16 protein-coding genes are annotated in these 17202 nt (G+C 68.5%); 13 read left to right on the forward strand and 3 right to left on the reverse strand.

Going from position 1 to position 17202, the window contains the following annotated elements; translation table 11 throughout:
- Positions 1–6 precede the first annotated feature (6 nt).
- The gene (locus tag AB0N59_RS10485; RefSeq protein ID WP_363482562.1) at positions 7–1143 is read right to left on the reverse strand and encodes an ROK family transcriptional regulator; all 1137 of its coding nucleotides are present in this window, start codon (positions 1141–1143) and stop codon (positions 7–9) included.
- A gap of 164 nt (positions 1144–1307) precedes the next feature.
- Between AB0N59_RS10485 and AB0N59_RS10490 the strand changes: the two genes are divergently transcribed.
- The 7 genes from AB0N59_RS10490 to AB0N59_RS10520 are packed head-to-tail and all read left to right on the forward strand — an operon-like array spanning position 1308 to position 9058.
- Positions 1308–2570 (forward strand): sugar ABC transporter substrate-binding protein, encoded by a 1263-nt coding sequence (locus AB0N59_RS10490; RefSeq protein WP_363482565.1) that lies wholly within the window; start codon positions 1308–1310, stop codon positions 2568–2570.
- 41 nt (positions 2571–2611) lie between these two features.
- Positions 2612–3523 (forward strand): sugar ABC transporter permease, encoded by a 912-nt coding sequence (locus AB0N59_RS10495; protein ID WP_204976315.1) that lies wholly within the window; start codon positions 2612–2614, stop codon positions 3521–3523.
- Positions 3513–4436 (forward strand): carbohydrate ABC transporter permease, encoded by a 924-nt coding sequence (locus AB0N59_RS10500; protein ID WP_363482569.1) that lies wholly within the window; start codon positions 3513–3515, stop codon positions 4434–4436. The genes AB0N59_RS10495 and AB0N59_RS10500 overlap by 11 nt, the downstream gene beginning before the upstream one ends.
- A complete protein-coding gene (locus AB0N59_RS10505) occupies positions 4426–5385 on the forward strand; it encodes an ROK family protein (protein ID WP_363482572.1) in 960 nt (319 codons plus the stop codon). Before AB0N59_RS10500 ends, AB0N59_RS10505 begins: the two co-directional genes overlap by 11 nt.
- Positions 5386–5442: 57 nt before the next feature.
- Entirely contained in the window at positions 5443–6981 is a 1539-nt protein-coding gene (locus tag AB0N59_RS10510; protein WP_363484199.1) for a M81 family metallopeptidase, read from the forward strand.
- On the forward strand, positions 6975–8318 hold the full coding sequence (locus AB0N59_RS10515; protein WP_363482575.1) for an alpha-L-fucosidase: 1344 nt from the start codon (positions 6975–6977) through the stop codon (positions 8316–8318). Before AB0N59_RS10510 ends, AB0N59_RS10515 begins: the two co-directional genes overlap by 7 nt.
- Positions 8315–9058 (forward strand): copper homeostasis protein CutC, encoded by a 744-nt coding sequence (locus tag AB0N59_RS10520; RefSeq protein WP_363482578.1) that lies wholly within the window; start codon positions 8315–8317, stop codon positions 9056–9058. The genes AB0N59_RS10515 and AB0N59_RS10520 overlap by 4 nt, the downstream gene beginning before the upstream one ends.
- Before the next feature lie 22 nt (positions 9059–9080).
- On the opposite strand, the gene AB0N59_RS10525 is transcribed toward AB0N59_RS10520, so the two are convergent.
- Positions 9081–10004: a hypothetical protein gene (locus AB0N59_RS10525; protein ID WP_363482581.1), complete on the reverse strand. Its 924-nt coding sequence runs from the start codon at positions 10002–10004 to the stop codon at positions 9081–9083.
- 70 nt (positions 10005–10074) lie between these two features.
- On the opposite strand from AB0N59_RS10525, the gene AB0N59_RS10530 reads away from it, so the two are divergent.
- The 3 genes from AB0N59_RS10530 to serA all read left to right on the forward strand — a co-directional run bounded on the left by AB0N59_RS10530 (position 10075) and on the right by serA (position 12684).
- Positions 10075–10575: a hypothetical protein gene (locus AB0N59_RS10530; protein ID WP_363482584.1), complete on the forward strand. Its 501-nt coding sequence runs from the start codon at positions 10075–10077 to the stop codon at positions 10573–10575.
- The gene (locus AB0N59_RS10535; RefSeq protein ID WP_363482587.1) at positions 10572–10925 is read left to right on the forward strand and encodes a hypothetical protein; all 354 of its coding nucleotides are present in this window, start codon (positions 10572–10574) and stop codon (positions 10923–10925) included. Before AB0N59_RS10530 ends, AB0N59_RS10535 begins: the two co-directional genes overlap by 4 nt.
- A 139-nt stretch (positions 10926–11064) precedes the next feature.
- Positions 11065–12684, forward strand: coding sequence for a phosphoglycerate dehydrogenase (gene serA, locus AB0N59_RS10540; RefSeq protein WP_363482590.1), 1620 nt, complete (start codon positions 11065–11067; stop codon positions 12682–12684).
- A gap of 30 nt (positions 12685–12714) precedes the next feature.
- Here serA and AB0N59_RS10545 read toward each other — a convergent pair whose 3' ends face one another.
- Complete coding sequence (locus tag AB0N59_RS10545) at positions 12715–13284, reverse strand: helix-turn-helix domain-containing protein (protein WP_363482593.1); 570 nt, start codon at positions 13282–13284, stop codon at positions 12715–12717.
- An 89-nt stretch (positions 13285–13373) separates the two neighbouring features.
- Between AB0N59_RS10545 and AB0N59_RS10550 the strand changes: the two genes are divergently transcribed.
- The 3 genes from AB0N59_RS10550 (at position 13374) to AB0N59_RS10560 (ending at position 17193) form a co-directional block, all read left to right on the forward strand.
- On the forward strand, positions 13374–14903 hold the full coding sequence (locus AB0N59_RS10550; protein ID WP_363482596.1) for an MFS transporter: 1530 nt from the start codon (positions 13374–13376) through the stop codon (positions 14901–14903).
- Positions 14904–14995: 92 nt separating this feature from the next.
- Entirely contained in the window at positions 14996–16045 is a 1050-nt protein-coding gene (locus AB0N59_RS10555) for a 3-isopropylmalate dehydrogenase (protein ID WP_363482599.1), read from the forward strand.
- 44 nt (positions 16046–16089) lie between these two features.
- Positions 16090–17193, forward strand: a complete 1104-nt coding sequence (locus AB0N59_RS10560; protein WP_363482601.1) for a branched-chain amino acid aminotransferase — start codon at positions 16090–16092, stop codon at positions 17191–17193.
- Positions 17194–17202: the final 9 nt, after the last annotated feature.

Consider the following 17202-nt stretch of genomic DNA (forward strand, 5'->3'; position numbering starts at 1 on the left):
CCTCCGTCAGGGCGTCGGCACCTCGAGCTCTCCGAGAGCAAGGCGGGCCGCACCGAGGATGATGGCGTCGGGGCCGGTTCCGGCGGCCTCGATGCGAAGCCGCTGCGTCGCGAGTGGGTGACAGGCCTCGTAGACGCGGCTTCGGACCGCCGCGAGGAACGGCTCGGACGCGCTCATGCTCCCTGTGAGGAAGACGGCGTGCGGGTTGAAGAAGTTGACGACGCCCGAGAGTGCCTGCCCCAGGTGGGTGCCCGCCGTGCGCACGAGTGTCGTCGCCACGGGGTCCGCATCGCGCGCCAGTGCGAGCACCTGATCGACGCCGGTGATGCCCTCGACACCGCGCTCGCGCATCTGGCGGACGAGGCTGGCGCCGCTCGCGACGGTCTCCAGGCAGCCGGTGTTGCCACAGGAGCAGGGGACGTCGCCGCTGCCGTCGATCCTCGTGTGGGTGATGTCGCCTGCCGCTCCGCTGGCTCCCCGATGCACGACGCCGTCGACGACGATCCCGCTGCCGATGGCGGTTCCCGCCTTGACGGTGATGCTGTGCCCGGTGGTGCCGAACTGCGCGCCGTGCTCGCCCAGGGCGGCGAGGTTCGCGTCGTTGTCGACGGCGACCTTCGTCCCGCCGAAGCGGCTGCTCAGGTGCTCGCCGACTCGGAACCCCGACCAGCCTGGCATTCGGGAGGGCTGATCCACGCTGCCGGTCTCGACGTGGACGGGGCCGGGAAGGCCGATGCCGATCGCGCGGACCGCGGACCCCGTCACCATGCGCTCCATGGCGTCGGCGACGGCCGCAAGGGTGGCCTCGGGGCCCTCCGTCAGATCGATGGGAATGGTCTCGACACGCTGGATCGCACCCGACAGCCCGTGTCGTCCGATGCGCGCGTGCCCTCCGCCGAGGTCAGCCGTCAGCACGATGCCGCCGTCGTCCGCGACGCGGAGGATCCGTGGGCGGCGTCCGCCCCGGGAGGTTCCCTCGCCCGCTTCCGTCAGCATCCCGGAATCGAGCAGTGCCTGGACGCGCAGGCCCACGGTGGAGGCTGCGACGCCCAGCTGATCGGCCAGCTGGGAGCGCGAGCGCGCGCGACCACTCGCGACCAGGTCGAGGATCCGTCTGGTGTCATCGGGGGCGGTGGAGGGCATGCAGCTCGTCTCTGTTCGGTCTCGGTCTGGCAACGCTTGCGAGACATCGGATGTTCGGCTTGCGCTAGAGATCGAATCATGACACGGTAACTTCCTGCAACACAATCAAATGTTGTTTCGATTGTCGAAATAACGCCCTGGAACTCTGTGCAAGGAGGCATTCAATGAAGAAGATGCGGGTAGGAGCTGTCGTCGCCATCGCAGGCGTCGCGGTCGCGATGACGGGCTGCTCGACCAGCGCGGGAGGCTCGAACGGGTCGGGAGACGGTGACACCATCGTCGTCGACATGTGGTCGGGCAGCGAGGACGACACGGCAGCGCTGGAGGCGCAGCTGGATGTCGCCAAGAAGCAGAACCCCGACCTCAAGATCGAGCTGCGCACCGCACCGTGGGGCGACTTCTTCACGAAGCTCACGACCAACATGGCCTCCGGCAACATGGCGTGCGTCACGGGCATGAACTCGGGCATGCTCGCCAGCTACACCGACGGCTTCGTTCCGCTCACGGCCGACGACCTCAAGACCGCGGGCCTCTCGGAGGACGACTTCGCACCGGGCGCCACCGAGATCCTCAAGAACAAGGGCGAGATGTACGGTCTGCCGTTCGACGTCTCGACGATGCTCGCGTACTACAACGAGGACATGCTGACGGCCGCAGGCACCGAGCTCCCGAAGGTCGGCTGGAGCTTCGACGACTTCGAGACGATCGCCGCGAAGGCGACGACCGGCGGCAAGTACGGCTTCGGCATCGGCATGGGCGACTTCCAGTGGCAGGCGCTCCCCATCGCGAAGTCCGGCGTGCAGCCGGTCTCAGAGGACGGGTCGCTCCAGCTCACGGACAAGGACTTCGCCTCGGCCGCCGAGTGGTATGCGGGACTGGTCACTGATCAGAAGGTCGCCGCACCCGTGGCCTCGGCATCCGACACCGGATGGGGTGAGAACCAGTTCACGGGTCAGAACGCCGCCATCGCCGTTGACGGCACCTGGAACGCCGTGGGCTACCTCACCAACGACGCCGGGTTCAAGGCCGGAATGGCTCCGCTGCCGACCGGCGACAACGGCAACCTCAGCCTGATCCTCGGCTCGGGCTTCGGCATCGCCAAGTCGTGCGAGAACAAGGAGGCCGCGCTCAAGGTGCTCGGCTCGCTGCTCAGCAAGGACGCGCAGGACTACATCGCCTCGTCGGGTCGGAGCTACCCCGCTCGCGCTGAGAGCCAGCCGCTGTACTTCGAGTCGCTCGACGAGTCGTACCGCGACCAGGTCGAGCAGGTCTTCACCGCCGCCTTCGAGAACGTCGAAGGCCAGTACGTGTCGGACAACTGGGCGAAGGTCGGCACATTCGTGCAGCCGCAGCTGGTGAGCGTCTACAACGGCCAGGCGTCGATGAAGGACGTGCTCGAGTCCGCGCAGCAGCAGTTCGGCAACTGACAATCGACCCGGGACCTCGTCCCGACTAAGGAAATGCAGAGATGACCACCACGACCGCTCCCCGGCGTCGTCGAGGGTCGTTCGCCAAGGTCGAGGCGCGCCAGGCGCTGGGCTTCGCAAGCCCAGCCCTGGTGGGCCTCGCCCTGTTCACGATCGTGCCCGTCGTCTTGTCCGTCGTGATGAGCTTCTTCGACTGGCCGACGTTCGGCGATCGCTCCTTCAACGGCGGGGCGAACTACGTCCGCCTCTTCGAGGATCCGAACTTCCTTCCCGCACTGCGCAACACGATGGTGTTCACGGTGCTCTACGTGCCGGTGAGCATCGCGCTGTCGCTCGCGCTGGCGCTGGGACTCGGCCCGCGCATCCGTGGACGAGGCGTCCTGCGCGTCCTCTTCTTCATCCCGGTCGTGACGCCGATGGTGGCGAACGTGCTGGTGTGGAAGATGCTCCTGCAGCCGCAGGGTCTGTTCAACGGACTCTCGCAGACGTGGTTCGGGGTCGAGCTGCCCAACTTCCTGGCGGACCGGCAGTGGGCGATGATCATGGTCGTCGTCATGAGCGTCTGGCAGGGGCTGGGCTACAACATGCTCATCTTCTCGGCGGCTCTCGAGCAGCTGCCGGAGAGCGTCGTCGAGGCGGCGCGCATCGACGGCGCGCGCGGGCTGCGGATGATCTGGAGTGTCATGATCCCGATGATCTCGCCGGCGATCTTCTTCGCGACGATCATGACCATGATCACCTCGCTGCAGGTGTTCGTCCAACCGCAGATGCTCACCGGCGGCGGGCCGGGCAACGCGACGATGCCACTGGTCATGTGGATCTACAACCAGGGATTCAAGTTCCAGGACCTCGGGCTGGCCGCGGCTGGGGCGTGGATCCTGTTCGCCCTCATCATCATCATCACTGCGCTGCAGTTCGGTGCGCAGAAGAAGTGGGTGCACTATGAGCACTGACGTGATCATCCAGCCGGTCCTCACGGCCGGAAGCGACGACGGGCATGTCGAATCCGATGCTCGCCGAGGGCGCGCGCCCATGACGCGCGGGGAGCGAGCCCGGCTCGTCTTCGGCCATGTCCTGGTCTACCTCGCCGCGGCGCTGTTCATGCTGCCGCTGATCTACGCCTTCTTCTCGGCGCTGAAGCCGAACGCCGACATCTTCTCGATGCCGCCCAGCCTCTTCGGCTCGGAGGTGCGCTGGTCGAACTTCGCCGAGGTGTTCTCCTTCGGGCCGTTCTGGACGTATATCGGCAACTCGCTGTTCACCTCAGTGGCGGGGACGCTGGTCGTGCTCGTGGTCTCGACGACTGCCGGGTACGCGTTCGGCCGGCTGAGGTGGAAGGGTCGCGACGCGGTCTTCGTGCTGTTCCTCGCGACTCTCATGGTGCCGGCGGAGGTGCTCGTCATCCCGATGTTCCAGGTCATGCAGTGGTTCGGATGGGTCGACACCTATCAGGCGCTCATCTTCCCGTTCGCGTTCACCGCCTTCGGCACGTTCCTGATGCGGCAGTTCTTCCGCGGCATCCCGTACGAGCTCGAGGAGGCTGCTCGCGTCGACGGCGCAGGGCCGCTGAGATGCTTCCTGCAGATCATCCTTCCCCTGTCGACGTCGGCGGTCGCTGTGCTCGCCGTGTTCACCTTCCTGTCGTTCTGGAACAGCTACCTCTGGCCGCTCATCGTGACGGTCGACTACAACGCGCACGGCACCCTGCCGGTCGGGCTCGCGAGCTTCTCCGGTCTGACGGGGACTCGATGGGACCTGCAGATGGCCGCGTCGATCATCTCGATGATCCCCACCACCATCCTGGTCATCGCCTTGCAGAAGCATCTGGTCAAGGGCATCGCCATGGCCGGCCTCGGTGGACGCTGACCGCGGCATGGCGCAGCAGTATCAGACACAGGTGATCTCCGGCTACGCCGGGATCGACATCGGCGGCACGAAGATCGCCGCTCTCATCGTCGACGACGCAGGTGGTGTGCTCGCTCGCGGCGCCGTACCCGCTCCGGCACGTGAGGGCGGAGCGGCCATGGCCGATGCCGCGGCTCGGCTCGTCACCGACCTCGCGCACCGGTCCGGAGCCCGCCTTCGCAGCGCCGGCGCGGGCGCGGCGGGCGTCGTCGATCACGAGACCGGCACGATCCGTGCCGCCTCGGCGACGTTCTCGGACTGGGTCGGCTTCCCCCTCGCGACGGAGCTCAGCATCCGCCTCGGAGTCCCTGTAGGAGTGGAGAACGACGTCAACGCGTTCCTGCTCGGCGAGGCGGCTGCGGCGTCGGTGCGCGATGACGTCCTGGGCGTCATGCTCGGCACCGGCGTCGGCGGCGCGCTCATCATCGACGGAGCCCTTCGTCGCGGTCCTCACGGCGCGGCCGGCGAGATCGGCCACACGCCCGGATACAGCGACCTCGTGTGCACATGCGGTCAGATCGGACACCTCGAGACACTCGCCTCGGGAACATCGATCGCGCTGCGCTTCGCCGAGCGGACGGGAGAGCACCTCGGCGGTGCTCGCGACGTGGCCGCTCGCGCGCGCCGCGGTGACGCCGATGCGGTCGCGGTCTTCCGCGCGGCGGGGCGGGCTCTCGGTCTCGCGTGTGCGAGTGCGGCGACGCTGCTCGATCTGCCCCGTGCGATCGTCGGCGGGGGAGTGGCCCACGCCTGGGACCTCCTGCAGCCGGGAATCGACGAGGCCCTTCGCACGGACGCGCCGGTGTCCGGCATCCCGCTCACCATCCTGCCCGCCCGTCTGGGGGAGGATGCGGTGGCGCTCGGCGCCATCGAGACCGCACGCAGCCTCGACATGGCTGCGATCTCCTGACCCCTCTCGCCTGAAGGAGCGAACGTGACCGAAAGACTGGAAGCCAGTGAGATCTGGATGGGCCCGCTGCCCGAGCTCGCCGAAGGCGGACTCGAGGCGCCGCGCATCGGCATCGCAGGGATCTCCATCGAATCCAGCACCTTCTCACCCCATGTGTCCGGAGACGAGGTATTCACGATCCGGACGGGCGCCGACCTCCTCGGCTACTACCCCTTCCTCGACGAGGGCCGGGAACTTCGCGAGGCCGCGACCTGGGTGCCCCTCTACCACGGTCGTTCCCTGCCCGGCGGGGCGGTCGATCCTGCCACCTATCGGCGGATGAAGGATGCCATCGTCGAGGCGATTCGTCGTGAGGGACCGTTCGACGGCTTCTTCTTCGACATCCACGGAGCCATGAGCGTGCGCGGGATGCAGGATGCAGAGGGCGATCTCGCGGACGCGGTGCGCGAAGCGCTCGGGTCCGACACGCTCATCTCCACGTCGATGGACCTGCACGGGAATGTGTCCGAAGTGCTGCGCGACCAGGTCGATCTGCTCACCTGCTACCGCATGGCGCCCCATGAGGACTGGCTGAACACCAAGGAGCGCGCCGTGTGGAATCTGCTGGCGCGGCTGCGCGGCGAGCACGGCGCCGACCCCGTGCGCCGCCGCCCGCTCAAGGCCTGGGTGCCCGTTCCCGTGCTGCTCCCGGGAGAGAAGACGTCGACGCGGCTGGAGCCGGCTCAGAGCATCTATGCCGAGCTGCCCCTGATCGAGGCGATGGAAGGCGTGGTCGACGCCTCCGTGTGGATCGGCTACGCGTGGGCGGATGAACCCCGCTGCCAGGCGTACGTGGTCGTGATGGGAGACGACGGCCCGCTGATCACGCGCGAGGCGGAGCGCATCGCGCGGATGTTCTGGGACGCACGGGAGGAGTTCGTCTTCGTGGCGCCGACCGCATCACTCGACGGGGCGCTGACGAAGGCGCTCGCGCCCGACGCCGACCGCCCGTACCTCATCTCGGACTCCGGTGACAATCCGACCGCGGGTGGTGCCGGAGACGTCACGTGGACGCTGGGCGAGCTGCTGGCTCGTCCGGAGCTCACCGATCGATCGCGCACCACACTGGTCGCCTCGATCTTCGACGCGGACGCCGTCGCAGCCGCCGTCGCTTCCGGGGTGGGCTCGACCGTCACCCTGACCGCGGGCGCACGCGTCGATGCCGGGCCTCGCGGTCCGCTGACCATCACGGGCGAGGTCTTCTCGATCACGCATGGCGATCCCGACGCGGGCACGCAGGTCGTCATCGCGGTCGGTGGCGTGCACGCGATCATCACAGAGCGCCGCAAGCCGTTCCATCATCTTGACGATTTCCGGATGCTCGGGCTGGATCCCGAGGCCGCGGACCTCGTCGTGGTGAAGATCGGCTATCTCGAGCCGGAGCTCTATGAGCTCGCCGCCGACTGGACGCTCGCCCTGACCCCCGGTGGCGTCGATCAGGATCTCCTGCGGCTCGGCCACCATCACCTGCAGCCGGGAGTGTTCCCCTTCGACACCGACGGCGATCCAGCGCTCACCGCCCACGTGAGCCGACGAGAGGAGAGCCCCGCATGCTGAACTTCGAGACGCGCATCGGCCCCGACCTCGGCGCCCATGCTCCCCGCTACCCGCAGAACGGCGTGCCCGACTGGTATCGCGATGCCAAGCTCGGCTTCTTCGTGCATTGGGGTCTCTACTCCGTGCCCGCATGGGCGGTGCAGCATGGCGAAGGCGTCAACATCCCGGCCGAGGACGCGTACGCCTGGCATCAGTACGCCGAGTGGTACGGGAACACCGTGAGGATCGCGGGGAGCCCCACCTGGGAGCGGCACCAGCGCGTCTATGGCGCAGGCACCTCCTATGAGGACCTCGCCGACCTCTGGGACGCCTCGGCCTTCGACGCCGACGCCTTCGTCGGCGAGCTCGTCGGGGCCGGCGCCCGCTACATCATCCCCACCACGAAGCATCACGAGGGCTTCTGCCTCTGGGACACCAGGACGACCGGATTCAACGCGGTCGCGCGTGGACCTCGTCGCGATCTCATCCGCGAGTTCCACGACGCCACGCGCAGAGCGGGAGCGCGGTTCGGCGTCTACTACTCGGGGGCTCTGGACTGGCACGTCAGCGACTTCCCGCCGATCGAGTCCGACACCGACCTGTTCCGCTTCCGGCGCAACGACGAGCACTTCTCGCGCTACTCGGCGTCGCAGCTCGACGAACTCATCGAGCGCTTCTCGCCGGACGTGCTCTGGAATGACATCGAATGGCCGGACGGCGGCAAGGGCGACGACCCGTTCGCCGTGGCCGCCCTGCTGAAGCGCTACTTCGAGTCCGTGCCCGATGGTGTCGTCAACGACCGCTGGGGTGTGCCGTATCACGGCTTCCTCACGCGCGAGTACCGGGACATCCCCGACATCCTCGATCAGCCGTGGGAGTCGACGCGGGGCCTCGGCTACTCATTCGGATTCAACCAGGCCGAGGACGCCCGTCATTCGCTCTCGGGCGATGAGCTGATCCGCATGCTGGTCGACGTGGTCTCGAAGAACGGCAACCTCCTCATCAACGTGGGTCCGGCAGCCGACGGCTCGATCCCCGAACTGCAGCTCGCGGCGATGCGCACGATGGGCGCCTGGCTCGGGCAGAACGGCAGCGCGATCTACGGCACACGGCCGTGGATCCGATTCGGTGAGCCCCTCGCGCCGGTTCGTTACACGTCATCGGCAGCCGGCGTGCACGTGCACGTCATGGATCCCGCGTGCGGCGAGGTGGCGCTGCCACCCGAGCTCGTCGGGAGAGATGTGCGCTGGGCTGACGGATCTCGCGCCCAGATCAAGACCGGCAGGGACGGCGTCTCGACTATCGAGATCCCGGACGCGCTTCGCGGCGCTGCGGTCGCGGTGGCGACGGCGTCATGAGCGTGACGAACGCCCTCGAGATCGCCGTGCAGGATGCCGCCGGCGCGCGCACGGCGTTCGACGCCGGCGCTGACCGGGTCGAGCTGTGCCAGGCGCTGGCGGGTACGGGCGGGTTGACGCCGTCGGCGGGAACGATCGAAGCGGTGCTGCGGATCGCAGGCGCCCCCGAGCGGGTCGCCGTGCTCGTCAGGCCGCGACCGGGAGGATTCGTCTACGACGCGGAGGAGGTCGCGCTGGTCGCGGCCGATGTCCGTGACGCGGTCCGACGCGGCGCCGGCGGCGTGGTCGTCGGCGCGCTCACGCACAGGGGAGCCGTGGACGAGGAGGCGATGCAGCGCTGGACGGATGCTGCAGAGGGGGCGGACGTGGTGTTCCATCGGGCCATCGACGTGCTTCCCTCGCCCGTGGACGCCATCGACCGTCTGATCGGGCTCGGCGTGCGCCGGGTGCTGACCAGCGGCGGCGCCGCGCACAGCATCGACGGTGTCGCGACCATCGCCGGGATCGCTCGGCGGTCCGCAGGGCGCATGGAGGTCATGGCCGGAGGGGGAGTGCGTCCTCGAGACATCCCCGACCTCGTGCGCGGAGGAGCGGACGCCGTTCATCTGTCAGCGCGCACGTCGTCATCCGACGCGATGCCCGCAGGACCCGGCGGTGGTGCTGCCGGGTACGACGTCACCGACGTCGCGATCGTCCGCGCCGCGCGCGCCGCGCTCGACGGCGTCCTCGCGCTCCGCTAGCGGAAGCGCTGGCCCGCCCGGTCTACTCGTCGGCGGGGGCATCCTCGATCTCGATCGGCGCCTCGCCGGCAGCCCACTGGGGAGCCGGCAGCGTCACCGTCTGGCCTCCCTGGATCTGACGCAGGGCATCCGCGATCTCGTCGGAGTTGGAGGGAACGGGCAGCCCGCACTTCTCGAGCTCGGACGCGAATTTCAGCGTGAGGCGCTCCTTGCCCGCCTCGACGGCCTCGGCGGTCGTGCCGTACTTGATCTCGCTGCCGGTCTGGATGTCGGAGACCGAATCGCACACGTGATAGACCTTGCCGCCGTCGACCCAGGTCACGGCGTCCTCGCCGAGCAGCTGGATGACCGTCGACTGGTCGGCGGTGTACTTCTCGACGGACGGCGGATTGAGGTCGACGCCCACGATCGTCGCGATCACGGCGAGCACGATGCCGAGGGCGCCGGCGATCGTCTTCTGGCCCTTGTCCATGTCCTTGTTCAGGAAGATCAGAATGATCAGCGGCAGGAACGCCAGGATCGCGATGATCGCGCCGAGCTGGTTCTGCACGAAGAAGCGCACGGTGTCGGACTTTTTCGCGGGGTCGAGGCGGTTCGCCTTCTTCCACAGAATGGATCCGGTGATCGCCAGCGCGGCGATGACCACGAGCAGCACGAGCAGCGTGATGAACGCCCACTGCGGGAACGTCGCCTCAGCTCCGCCCTCGACGAGCAGGCCCGTCTCGGGGTCGCGCATCAGCTCGCCGTCGCCGCCGGTGACCTCCCGCTGACGCAGCAGCCAGAAGATCGCGACGGCCTCTGCCGCGATGGCCAGCGCCCACAGCGCCGCAGCGATCCATCGCAGCGTCGTCGACTTCCTCTTCGCCTCGGCGGTCGGCACCCACGTGCGCTCGCTCGTGCCGCGCTCGTCACCCGGCTCCGCGACCGGCCTGATGTTCTCTGCCACTTTTCCTCCCCAGGAGCTGTCGAGCATGAGCCTAGTGGGAGGTCGCCTGCAGCGTAGGTACGCTGGAGAGATGAATTCCGACCCCGAGGACGACGCTCTCAGCTGGGACGGTGACGACGCGCTCGAGGCCCGCTGGCCCGACCCCGCCCGTCGAACCTCCGCACCGGGACGCGACAGAGCTCCGGCAGCCCCGCATGTCGCTGGCAATGCAGCGCGCCAACGGGCGACGGGTGCCGGGGACCCCCTGCCGGATGCTGAAGACGAGCCTCAGGGAATCGGAACGGCCACGCTCGTGATGCTCGGCATCCTCGGAGGCGTGTACCTGCTGTACACGATCGGCTGGGTGATCGGCGGGGTCGGGATGCAGGCCAAGGCGATGTTCATGCTGCCCGCACCTCACTACCTCGCGAGCATGTGGATTGCGGTGCTCGCCCCGGCTCTCTGGTTCGTGTCGACGCTCATGCTGACCCGCGGCAGCAGGGACTGGGTGCGCATCAGCGCCCTTGTCGTCGGAGCCGCGCTGCTCGTGCCGTGGCCCTTCGTGGTCGCCGGGGGAGGGGGAGCGCTGTGAGCGAGAGCACATCATCCGCCGAGGTCGATCCCACGGCGTCCCGCGTGGTCAGCATGCTTCGCGGCTTCGTCACCGGCATCCTCGGACTCGCCTACGCGTTCCTCATCTGGAACGCGACCTTCTATCTGATCGAGATGGCGCAGGCGGGCATCAGCGGATACGGCTGGACTGTTCTTCTCATGCCGGTGATCGTGCCGATGATCGTGTTCGTCGTGGCGCTGCTGATGACACGCAGGCGCCCCCTCGGGGTCTTCATCGTCGCGATGCTCGCCGGTCTCGGGCTGAGCGCGGTGTTCTGGCTCGACACGCTGAGCTTTGCGCTGCGCAACGGAGCATCGCTGCTCGGCTGAGTTCTCCCACCGCCCGCTGCAACGGCCCGTCACACGGTCGGGGCGGTCGATGGCGCTGAGGTAAAGTGTGTCCCGATCGCGCCCCGACGGCGTGCGGCGCATCGGCTTACTCCCGCTCGTCCTGCCCCGAAGGATCTCTGTGCCGAACAACACCGCCACCAAGCCCGTCGTCCTGCTCGCCGAGGTGCTCTCGCCCGCGACGATCGAGGCACTCGGCCCCGACTTCGACGTGCGCGAGGTCGATGGAACCGATCGTGAGGCGCTGTTCGCGGCCCTCGCCGACGCCGACGCCGTGCTCGTCCGCTCGGCCACGCGCATCGACGCCGAGGCGCTGACCCACGCCCCCAAGCTGAAGGTCGTCGCCCGCGCCGGTGTCGGACTCGACAACGTCGACATCAAGGCCGCGACCGCAGCCGGCGTCATGGTCGTCAACGCGCCCACGTCGAACATCGTCTCTGCGGCCGAACTCACCGTGGGTCACATCCTCAGCCTCGCCCGTCGCATCCCCGCCGCCCACGCCTCGCTCTCGAGCGGAGCCTGGAAACGCAGCTCGTTCACCGGTGTCGAGCTGTTCGAGAAGACGGTCGGCATCATCGGTCTCGGCCGGATCGGCGCGCTCGTCGCCGCGCGCCTCAACGCGTTCGACATGCGGGTCATCGCGTACGACCCCTACGTCACGAGCGCTCGTGCGCAGCAGCTCGGCGTGCAGCTCGTCACTCTCGACGAGCTCGTCGCCGAGTCCGACTTCATCACAATCCACATGCCGAAGACGCCCGAGACGACGGGCATGATCGCGGCCGAGCAGTTCGCCGCGATGAAGCCCACGGCCTTCGTCGTGAACGTCGCGCGCGGCGGCCTGATCGACGAGGCCGACCTGCATGAGGCACTCGTCGCTGGTGAGATCGCCGGCGCAGGACTCGACGTGTTCACCTCCGAGCCCCCGGCTGAGGGCAGCACCGCTCAGGCGCTGCTCGGTCTGCCGAACGTCGTCGTCACTCCGCACCTCGGCGCCAGCACCGACGAGGCTCAGGAGAAGGCGGGCGTGTCTGTCGCGCGCTCGGTGCGCCTCGCGCTCGGCGGCGACCTCGTTCCCGACGCGGTCAACGTCGCGGGCGGGGTCATCGACCCGTATGTGCGTCCCGGCATCCCGCTGGTCGAGAAGCTGGGCCAGATCTTCTCGGCTCTCGCTCAGTCGCCGATCACCAGCCTCGACGTCGAGGTGCACGGCGAGCTCAACAACTACGACGTCAGCGTGCTGCGGCTCGCCGCGCTCAAGGGCGTCTTCACCAACATCGTGAGCGAGACCGTCTCGTACGTCAACGCGCCGCTGCTGGCCGAGCAGCGCGGTATCGCGGTGCGGCTCGTGCAGGACGACATCAGCGAGGAGTACCGCAACGTCATCACGCTGCGCGGGGCTCTCTCCGATGGCTCTCAGCTGGCGATCTCGGGCACCCTCACCGGCCCCAAGCAGATCGAGAAGCTCGTGGCGATCAATGAGCACGCCATCGAGCTGCCGATCGAGAAGCACCACGTCGTGATGCTCTACACCGACCGCCCCGGCATCGTGGCCGTGTACGGCCAGAAGTTCGGCGACGCCGGGATCAACATCGCGGGCATGCAGATCGCCCGTCAGGCCGCCGGCGCGCAGGCGCTCAGCGTGCTCACCCTCGACTCGCCGGTCTCGGACGAGCTGCTCGAAGACGTCAGCGTCGCGATCGACGCCGACCTGTTCCGTCAGATCGAGATCGCCGAGGTCTGATCGCTCACACGCGCTGACGCGGGTTCCGGTTCATTCCGGGGCCCGCGTGGTCGCATCCACCACCAGTGCGACGAGCTGGTCGAGCGCAGCGCCGGTCGGCACGAACTCGCTCATCGCGCCCTGATCCTCGCCGGGCTCCGCGAGGGAGTTGTTGAAGTACAGGCCGTCGCTGAGCAGCATGACGAGGTCCAGCGCGGTCTCGTCTCGCACGTGCGGTCGGATCGCGTCGGCCCAGCGGGTGCGGACGTCGCGCAGTGCGTCGGATGCCGCGGCCGAGCCTCCCTGTGCGAGGCGGGTCGTCGCGATCAGGGCTCGGTCGAGGGCATCGTCCTCCATGACCGAGGTGCGCACGTAATAGGCGATCGGCCCGTCTTCCGCAGCGGACATCCGATCGAGGTCCTCGTCTGTCAGTGCGCTCAGCCGTGCGGCGAGGCCGGTCGTGAGGTCGTCCTTCGAGCCGAAGTGGTAGAGCAGTCCGCCTTTCGACACCCCGGCCTCCCTCGCGACAGCCTCGAGTGTGGCCGCTCGCTCGCCGTCGGCGATGAGGATGCTCTGGTAGGCATCGAGCACGCGTTCGCGTGCCAGGGGTGGACGAGGCATCGGCTTCTCCTGATCGTCGGCGTCTGTGTTACTGTACCAGCCGGACGGTTTATAAACGTCGACGTCCCCTGAACTCGAAAGGTGCGGTCATGTCCGTCACAGCCCCCATCAGGCTCTCCCATGAAGACGGTGCGCGCGTCGGCGCCCGCGGGTGGGCCGCACTGGCTGTGCTCATGCTGCCTGTGCTGCTGGTCTCGGTCGACAACACCGTGCTGAGCTTCGCGCTGCCGGAGATCTCGCTCGCTCTGCGCCCGAGCGGCGCAGAGCAGCTGTGGGTGATCGACGTGTACTCGCTCGTGCTCGCCGGCCTTCTGGTCACGATGGGCGTGATGGGCGACAGGTTCGGCCGTCGGCGGATGCTGTTCATCGGCGCCACGGGCTTCGCGCTGGTGTCAGCGCTGGCTGCCTTCGCGCCGACCGCCGGCCTGCTCATCGCCGCCCGTGCGGCGCTCGGCTTCTTCGGCGCGATGCTGATGCCGTCCACGCTGTCGCTGCTGCGGTCGATCTTCCCGAACCGCGACCAGCGTCGACTCGCCATCGCGATCTGGGCATCCGGCTTCTCCGCCGGGTCGGCGCTCGGTCCGGTCGTCGGCGGATTCCTGCTCGAGCACTTCGCGTGGGGTTCGGTCTTCCTCATCGCCGTGCCCATGCTCGTCCCGCTGCTCATCGGCGGGTACTGGCTGCTGCCCGAGAGTCGCGACCCGAACCCCGGCCGCATCGACCCGATCGGCATCGTGCTCTCGATGGCGGCCATGCTGCCGATCGTCTACGCGATCAAGTCGTTCGCCGTGGACGGCCCCACGTTCGTGGCCGCGGGACTCGTGGTCCTCGGCCTCGCCATGGGCTGGCTGTTCGTGCGCCGCCAGCTGCGCGCCGAGACCCCCATGCTCGACATGAGCCTGTTCCGCCGCGGCGGGTTCAGCGGGGCCATCCTCGTGAACCTGCTCAGCGTGATCGCGCTTGTCGGGTTCCTCTACTTCGTGCCGCAGCAGCTGCAGCTGGTGCTCGGACTCTCGCCCATGGTCGCGGGCTTCGCCCTCGTCCCCGGCATGGCGGCGATGATCATCGCCGGCCTCAGCGTCGTGCCGATCTCGCGCCGCGTGCCGCCCCACATCGTCGTGCCTGCAGGGCTCCTGCTGTCGGTCGGCGGGTACCTGGTGGTCGCCATGACCGCGCAGTCGAACAGCGTCGCGTGGCTGGTCCTGGCCTTCGTCATCCTCGGCATCGGGATCGGCGCGGCAGAGACCATCTCCAACGAGCTGATCCTCGCGCACGCTCCGGCCGAGAAGGCCGGAGCGGCGAGTGCGGTGTCGGAGACCGCCTACGAGCTCGGCGCGGTGCTCGGCACCGCCGTGCTCGGGGGCATCATCACGGCGTTCTACCGCGGTGCTCTGACCATCCCGGACGGCGTGCCGGCCGCACCCGCGGCTCAGGCGCGCGAGACGCTCGCCGGCGCGTACGCCGCCGCCCAGGAGCTTCCGGCCGCGCAGTCGGATGCACTGTGGCAGGCGGCGACCCACGCGTTCGATTCAGGCATCGTGACGACCTCGCTGATCGGGGCTCTGCTCGTGGCATCCGCGATCGTCGTCGCGGCGACGACCCTGCGCCCCAGCCGCTGACATCCGGCGTGCCGTGCGCCGGTGCGCCGCTACGCTGGAGGCAGTGTCCGCGGCGACCCGCGTGGCGGACGAGCAGGGCTGCAAGGAGACTCATGTCGCGCGTCGTGAAGCTGGCCGTCATCCCCGGTGACGGAATCGGACGAGAGGTCATCGCCGAGGCGGAGCGCGTGCTCGACGCGGTCACCGCGGGCGGCGACGTGACGTTCGAGAAGACGCCGTTCTCGCTGGGCGCCGGCCGCTACCTCGAGACCGGCGACACGCTCACGGATGACGACCTCGCGGCCATCCGCTCGCACGATGCGATCCTGCTCGGTGCGGTCGGCGGAACCCCGGGTGACGAGCGGCTGAAGGATGCGAACATCGAACGCGGCCTGCTGCTGAAGCTGCGCTTCGAGCTCGACCATTACGTGAACCTCCGTCCCTCGAAGCTGTTCCCCGGCGCCTCCAGCCCCCTGGCGAACCCCGGTGAGATCGACTTCGTCGTCGTCCGCGAAGGGACTGAGGGGCCGTACGTCGGAAACGGCGGCGCGATCCGCAAGGGCACCCCGCACGAGGTCGCCAACGAGACCAGCGTCAACACCGCATTCGGCGTGGAGCGCGTCGTCCGCTATGCGTTCGATCTCGCCGAACGCCGACGCAAGAAGCTCACGCTGGTGCACAAGACCAACGTGCTCGTGCACGCCGGTGCGATCTGGAAGCGCATCGTCGACGAGGTCGCATCCGAGCATCCCGATGTCGCCGTCGACTACCTGCACGTCGACGCGGCCACCATCTTCCTCGTGACCGACCCGGCACGATTCGACGTGATCGTCACCGACAACCTCTTCGGCGACATCCTCACCGACCTCGCCGGCGCCGTCACCGGCGGCATCGGCCTGGCCGCCTCGGGCAACATCAACCCCGACGGCGCCTTCCCCTCGATGTTCGAGCCCGTGCACGGCTCGGCTCCCGACATCGCGGGTCAGCAGAAGGCCGACCCGACCGCAGCGATCCTGTCCGTCGCCCTGCTCCTCGACCACCTCGGCCTGCGCGATGAATCCGCTCGGGTGCAGCAGGCGGTCGAAGCCGACATCGCGAGCCGCGACGGCGCCCGCACCACCGCCGAGACGGGCGACGCGATCATCGCCCGACTGCAGGCGTAATCTGAGAACACGCGCATCGACGCCGCATCCGACAGAGGACAGACATGACCGACACCGCCACCACAGCCAGCTCCGACACCGCTGAGCTCACGTTCGCCGTGACGAAGAACCTCGCAGCCAAGAGCCCCGCCCAGCGCGAGGAGATCCTGCAGAACCCCGGCTTCGGCACGAACTTCACCGACCACATGGTCGACATCTGCTGGTCTGAGAAGGGCGGCTGGCATCGCCCGCGCGTCCAGCCGTACGGGCCCATCGCGCTCGACCCGGCCGCAGCCGTGCTGCACTACGGGCAGGAGATCTTCGAGGGCATCAAGGCGTACCGGCACGCCGACGGCGGGGTGTACACGTTCCGGCCCGACCGCAACGCCGAGCGTCTGCGTCGCAGCGCCCGTCGCATGGCGCTCCCCGAACTGCCGACCGAGTACTTCATCCAGTCGATCCGCGAGCTGATCGCGGTCGACGGCGCCTGGGTGCCCTCGGGTGCCGACCAGAGCCTGTACCTGCGTCCCTTCATGTTCGCCAAGGAGGCGTTCCTCGGTGTGCGTGCGGCGAAGAAGGTCGCCTACTATCTCATCGCCTCGCCGGCCGGCGCGTACTTCACGGGCGGCGTCAAGCCCGTGCGCATCCGGCTGTCGAAGACCTACGCCCGAGCAGGGAGAGGCGGCACGGGAGCGGCGAAGACGGGCGGCAACTACGCCTCCAGCCTGCTGCCGCAGGCCGAGGCTGCCGCTCAGGGCTGCGACCAGGTGGTCTTCCTCGACCAGGACGGCAACGTCGAAGAGCTCGGCGGAATGAACATCGTGTTCGTCTACAAGGACGGCCGCGTCGTGACCCCGCAGTCCGACAGCATCCTCGAGGGCATCACGCGCGACTCGCTGCTGCAGCTCGCCGAAGACCGCGGTCTCACGGTCGAGCGTCGTGCCGTCTCGCTCGACGAGTGGCGCGAGGGTGTGGCATCCGGCGACATCGTCGAGGTCTTCGCCTGCGGCACCGCGGCCGTCGTCACCCCGATCGGGGCCCTGGTCTCGGACGACTTCGAAGACGAGCAGCCGCTGGGGGAGCTCGCCCTCTCGCTGCGCGAAGAGCTGACCGACATCCAGTACGGCCGCCGCGACGACAGGCACGGCTGGCTGGTGCGCCTCGACTGACGTCCCGCT

Source organism: Microbacterium sp. NPDC089321, from assembly GCF_040684935.1.
GTDB lineage: Bacteria > Actinomycetota > Actinomycetes > Actinomycetales > Microbacteriaceae > Microbacterium.

Excerpts from the sequence above, each read along its gene's own strand:
- AB0N59_RS10520 (WP_363482578.1), top strand. The coding sequence starts at position 8,315 with ATGAGCGTGACGAACGCCCTCGAGATCGCCGTGCAGGATGCCGCCGGC.
- AB0N59_RS10500 (WP_363482569.1), top strand. The coding sequence starts at position 3,513 with ATGAGCACTGACGTGATCATCCAGCCGGTCCTCACGGCCGGAAGCGAC.
- AB0N59_RS10515 (WP_363482575.1), top strand. The coding sequence starts at position 6,975 with ATGCTGAACTTCGAGACGCGCATCGGCCCCGACCTCGGCGCCCATGCT.
- AB0N59_RS10555 (WP_363482599.1), top strand. The coding sequence starts at position 14,996 with ATGTCGCGCGTCGTGAAGCTGGCCGTCATCCCCGGTGACGGAATCGGA.
- AB0N59_RS10545 (WP_363482593.1), bottom strand. The coding sequence starts at position 13,284 with ATGCCTCGTCCACCCCTGGCACGCGAACGCGTGCTCGATGCCTACCAG.
- AB0N59_RS10560 (WP_363482601.1), top strand. The coding sequence starts at position 16,090 with ATGACCGACACCGCCACCACAGCCAGCTCCGACACCGCTGAGCTCACG.
- AB0N59_RS10550 (WP_363482596.1), top strand. The coding sequence starts at position 13,374 with ATGTCCGTCACAGCCCCCATCAGGCTCTCCCATGAAGACGGTGCGCGC.
- AB0N59_RS10530 (WP_363482584.1), top strand. The coding sequence starts at position 10,075 with ATGAATTCCGACCCCGAGGACGACGCTCTCAGCTGGGACGGTGACGAC.
- AB0N59_RS10485 (WP_363482562.1), bottom strand. The coding sequence starts at position 1,143 with ATGCCCTCCACCGCCCCCGATGACACCAGACGGATCCTCGACCTGGTC.
- AB0N59_RS10495 (WP_204976315.1), top strand. The coding sequence starts at position 2,612 with ATGACCACCACGACCGCTCCCCGGCGTCGTCGAGGGTCGTTCGCCAAG.
- AB0N59_RS10490 (WP_363482565.1), top strand. The coding sequence starts at position 1,308 with ATGAAGAAGATGCGGGTAGGAGCTGTCGTCGCCATCGCAGGCGTCGCG.
- AB0N59_RS10510 (WP_363484199.1), top strand. The coding sequence starts at position 5,443 with ATGGGCCCGCTGCCCGAGCTCGCCGAAGGCGGACTCGAGGCGCCGCGC.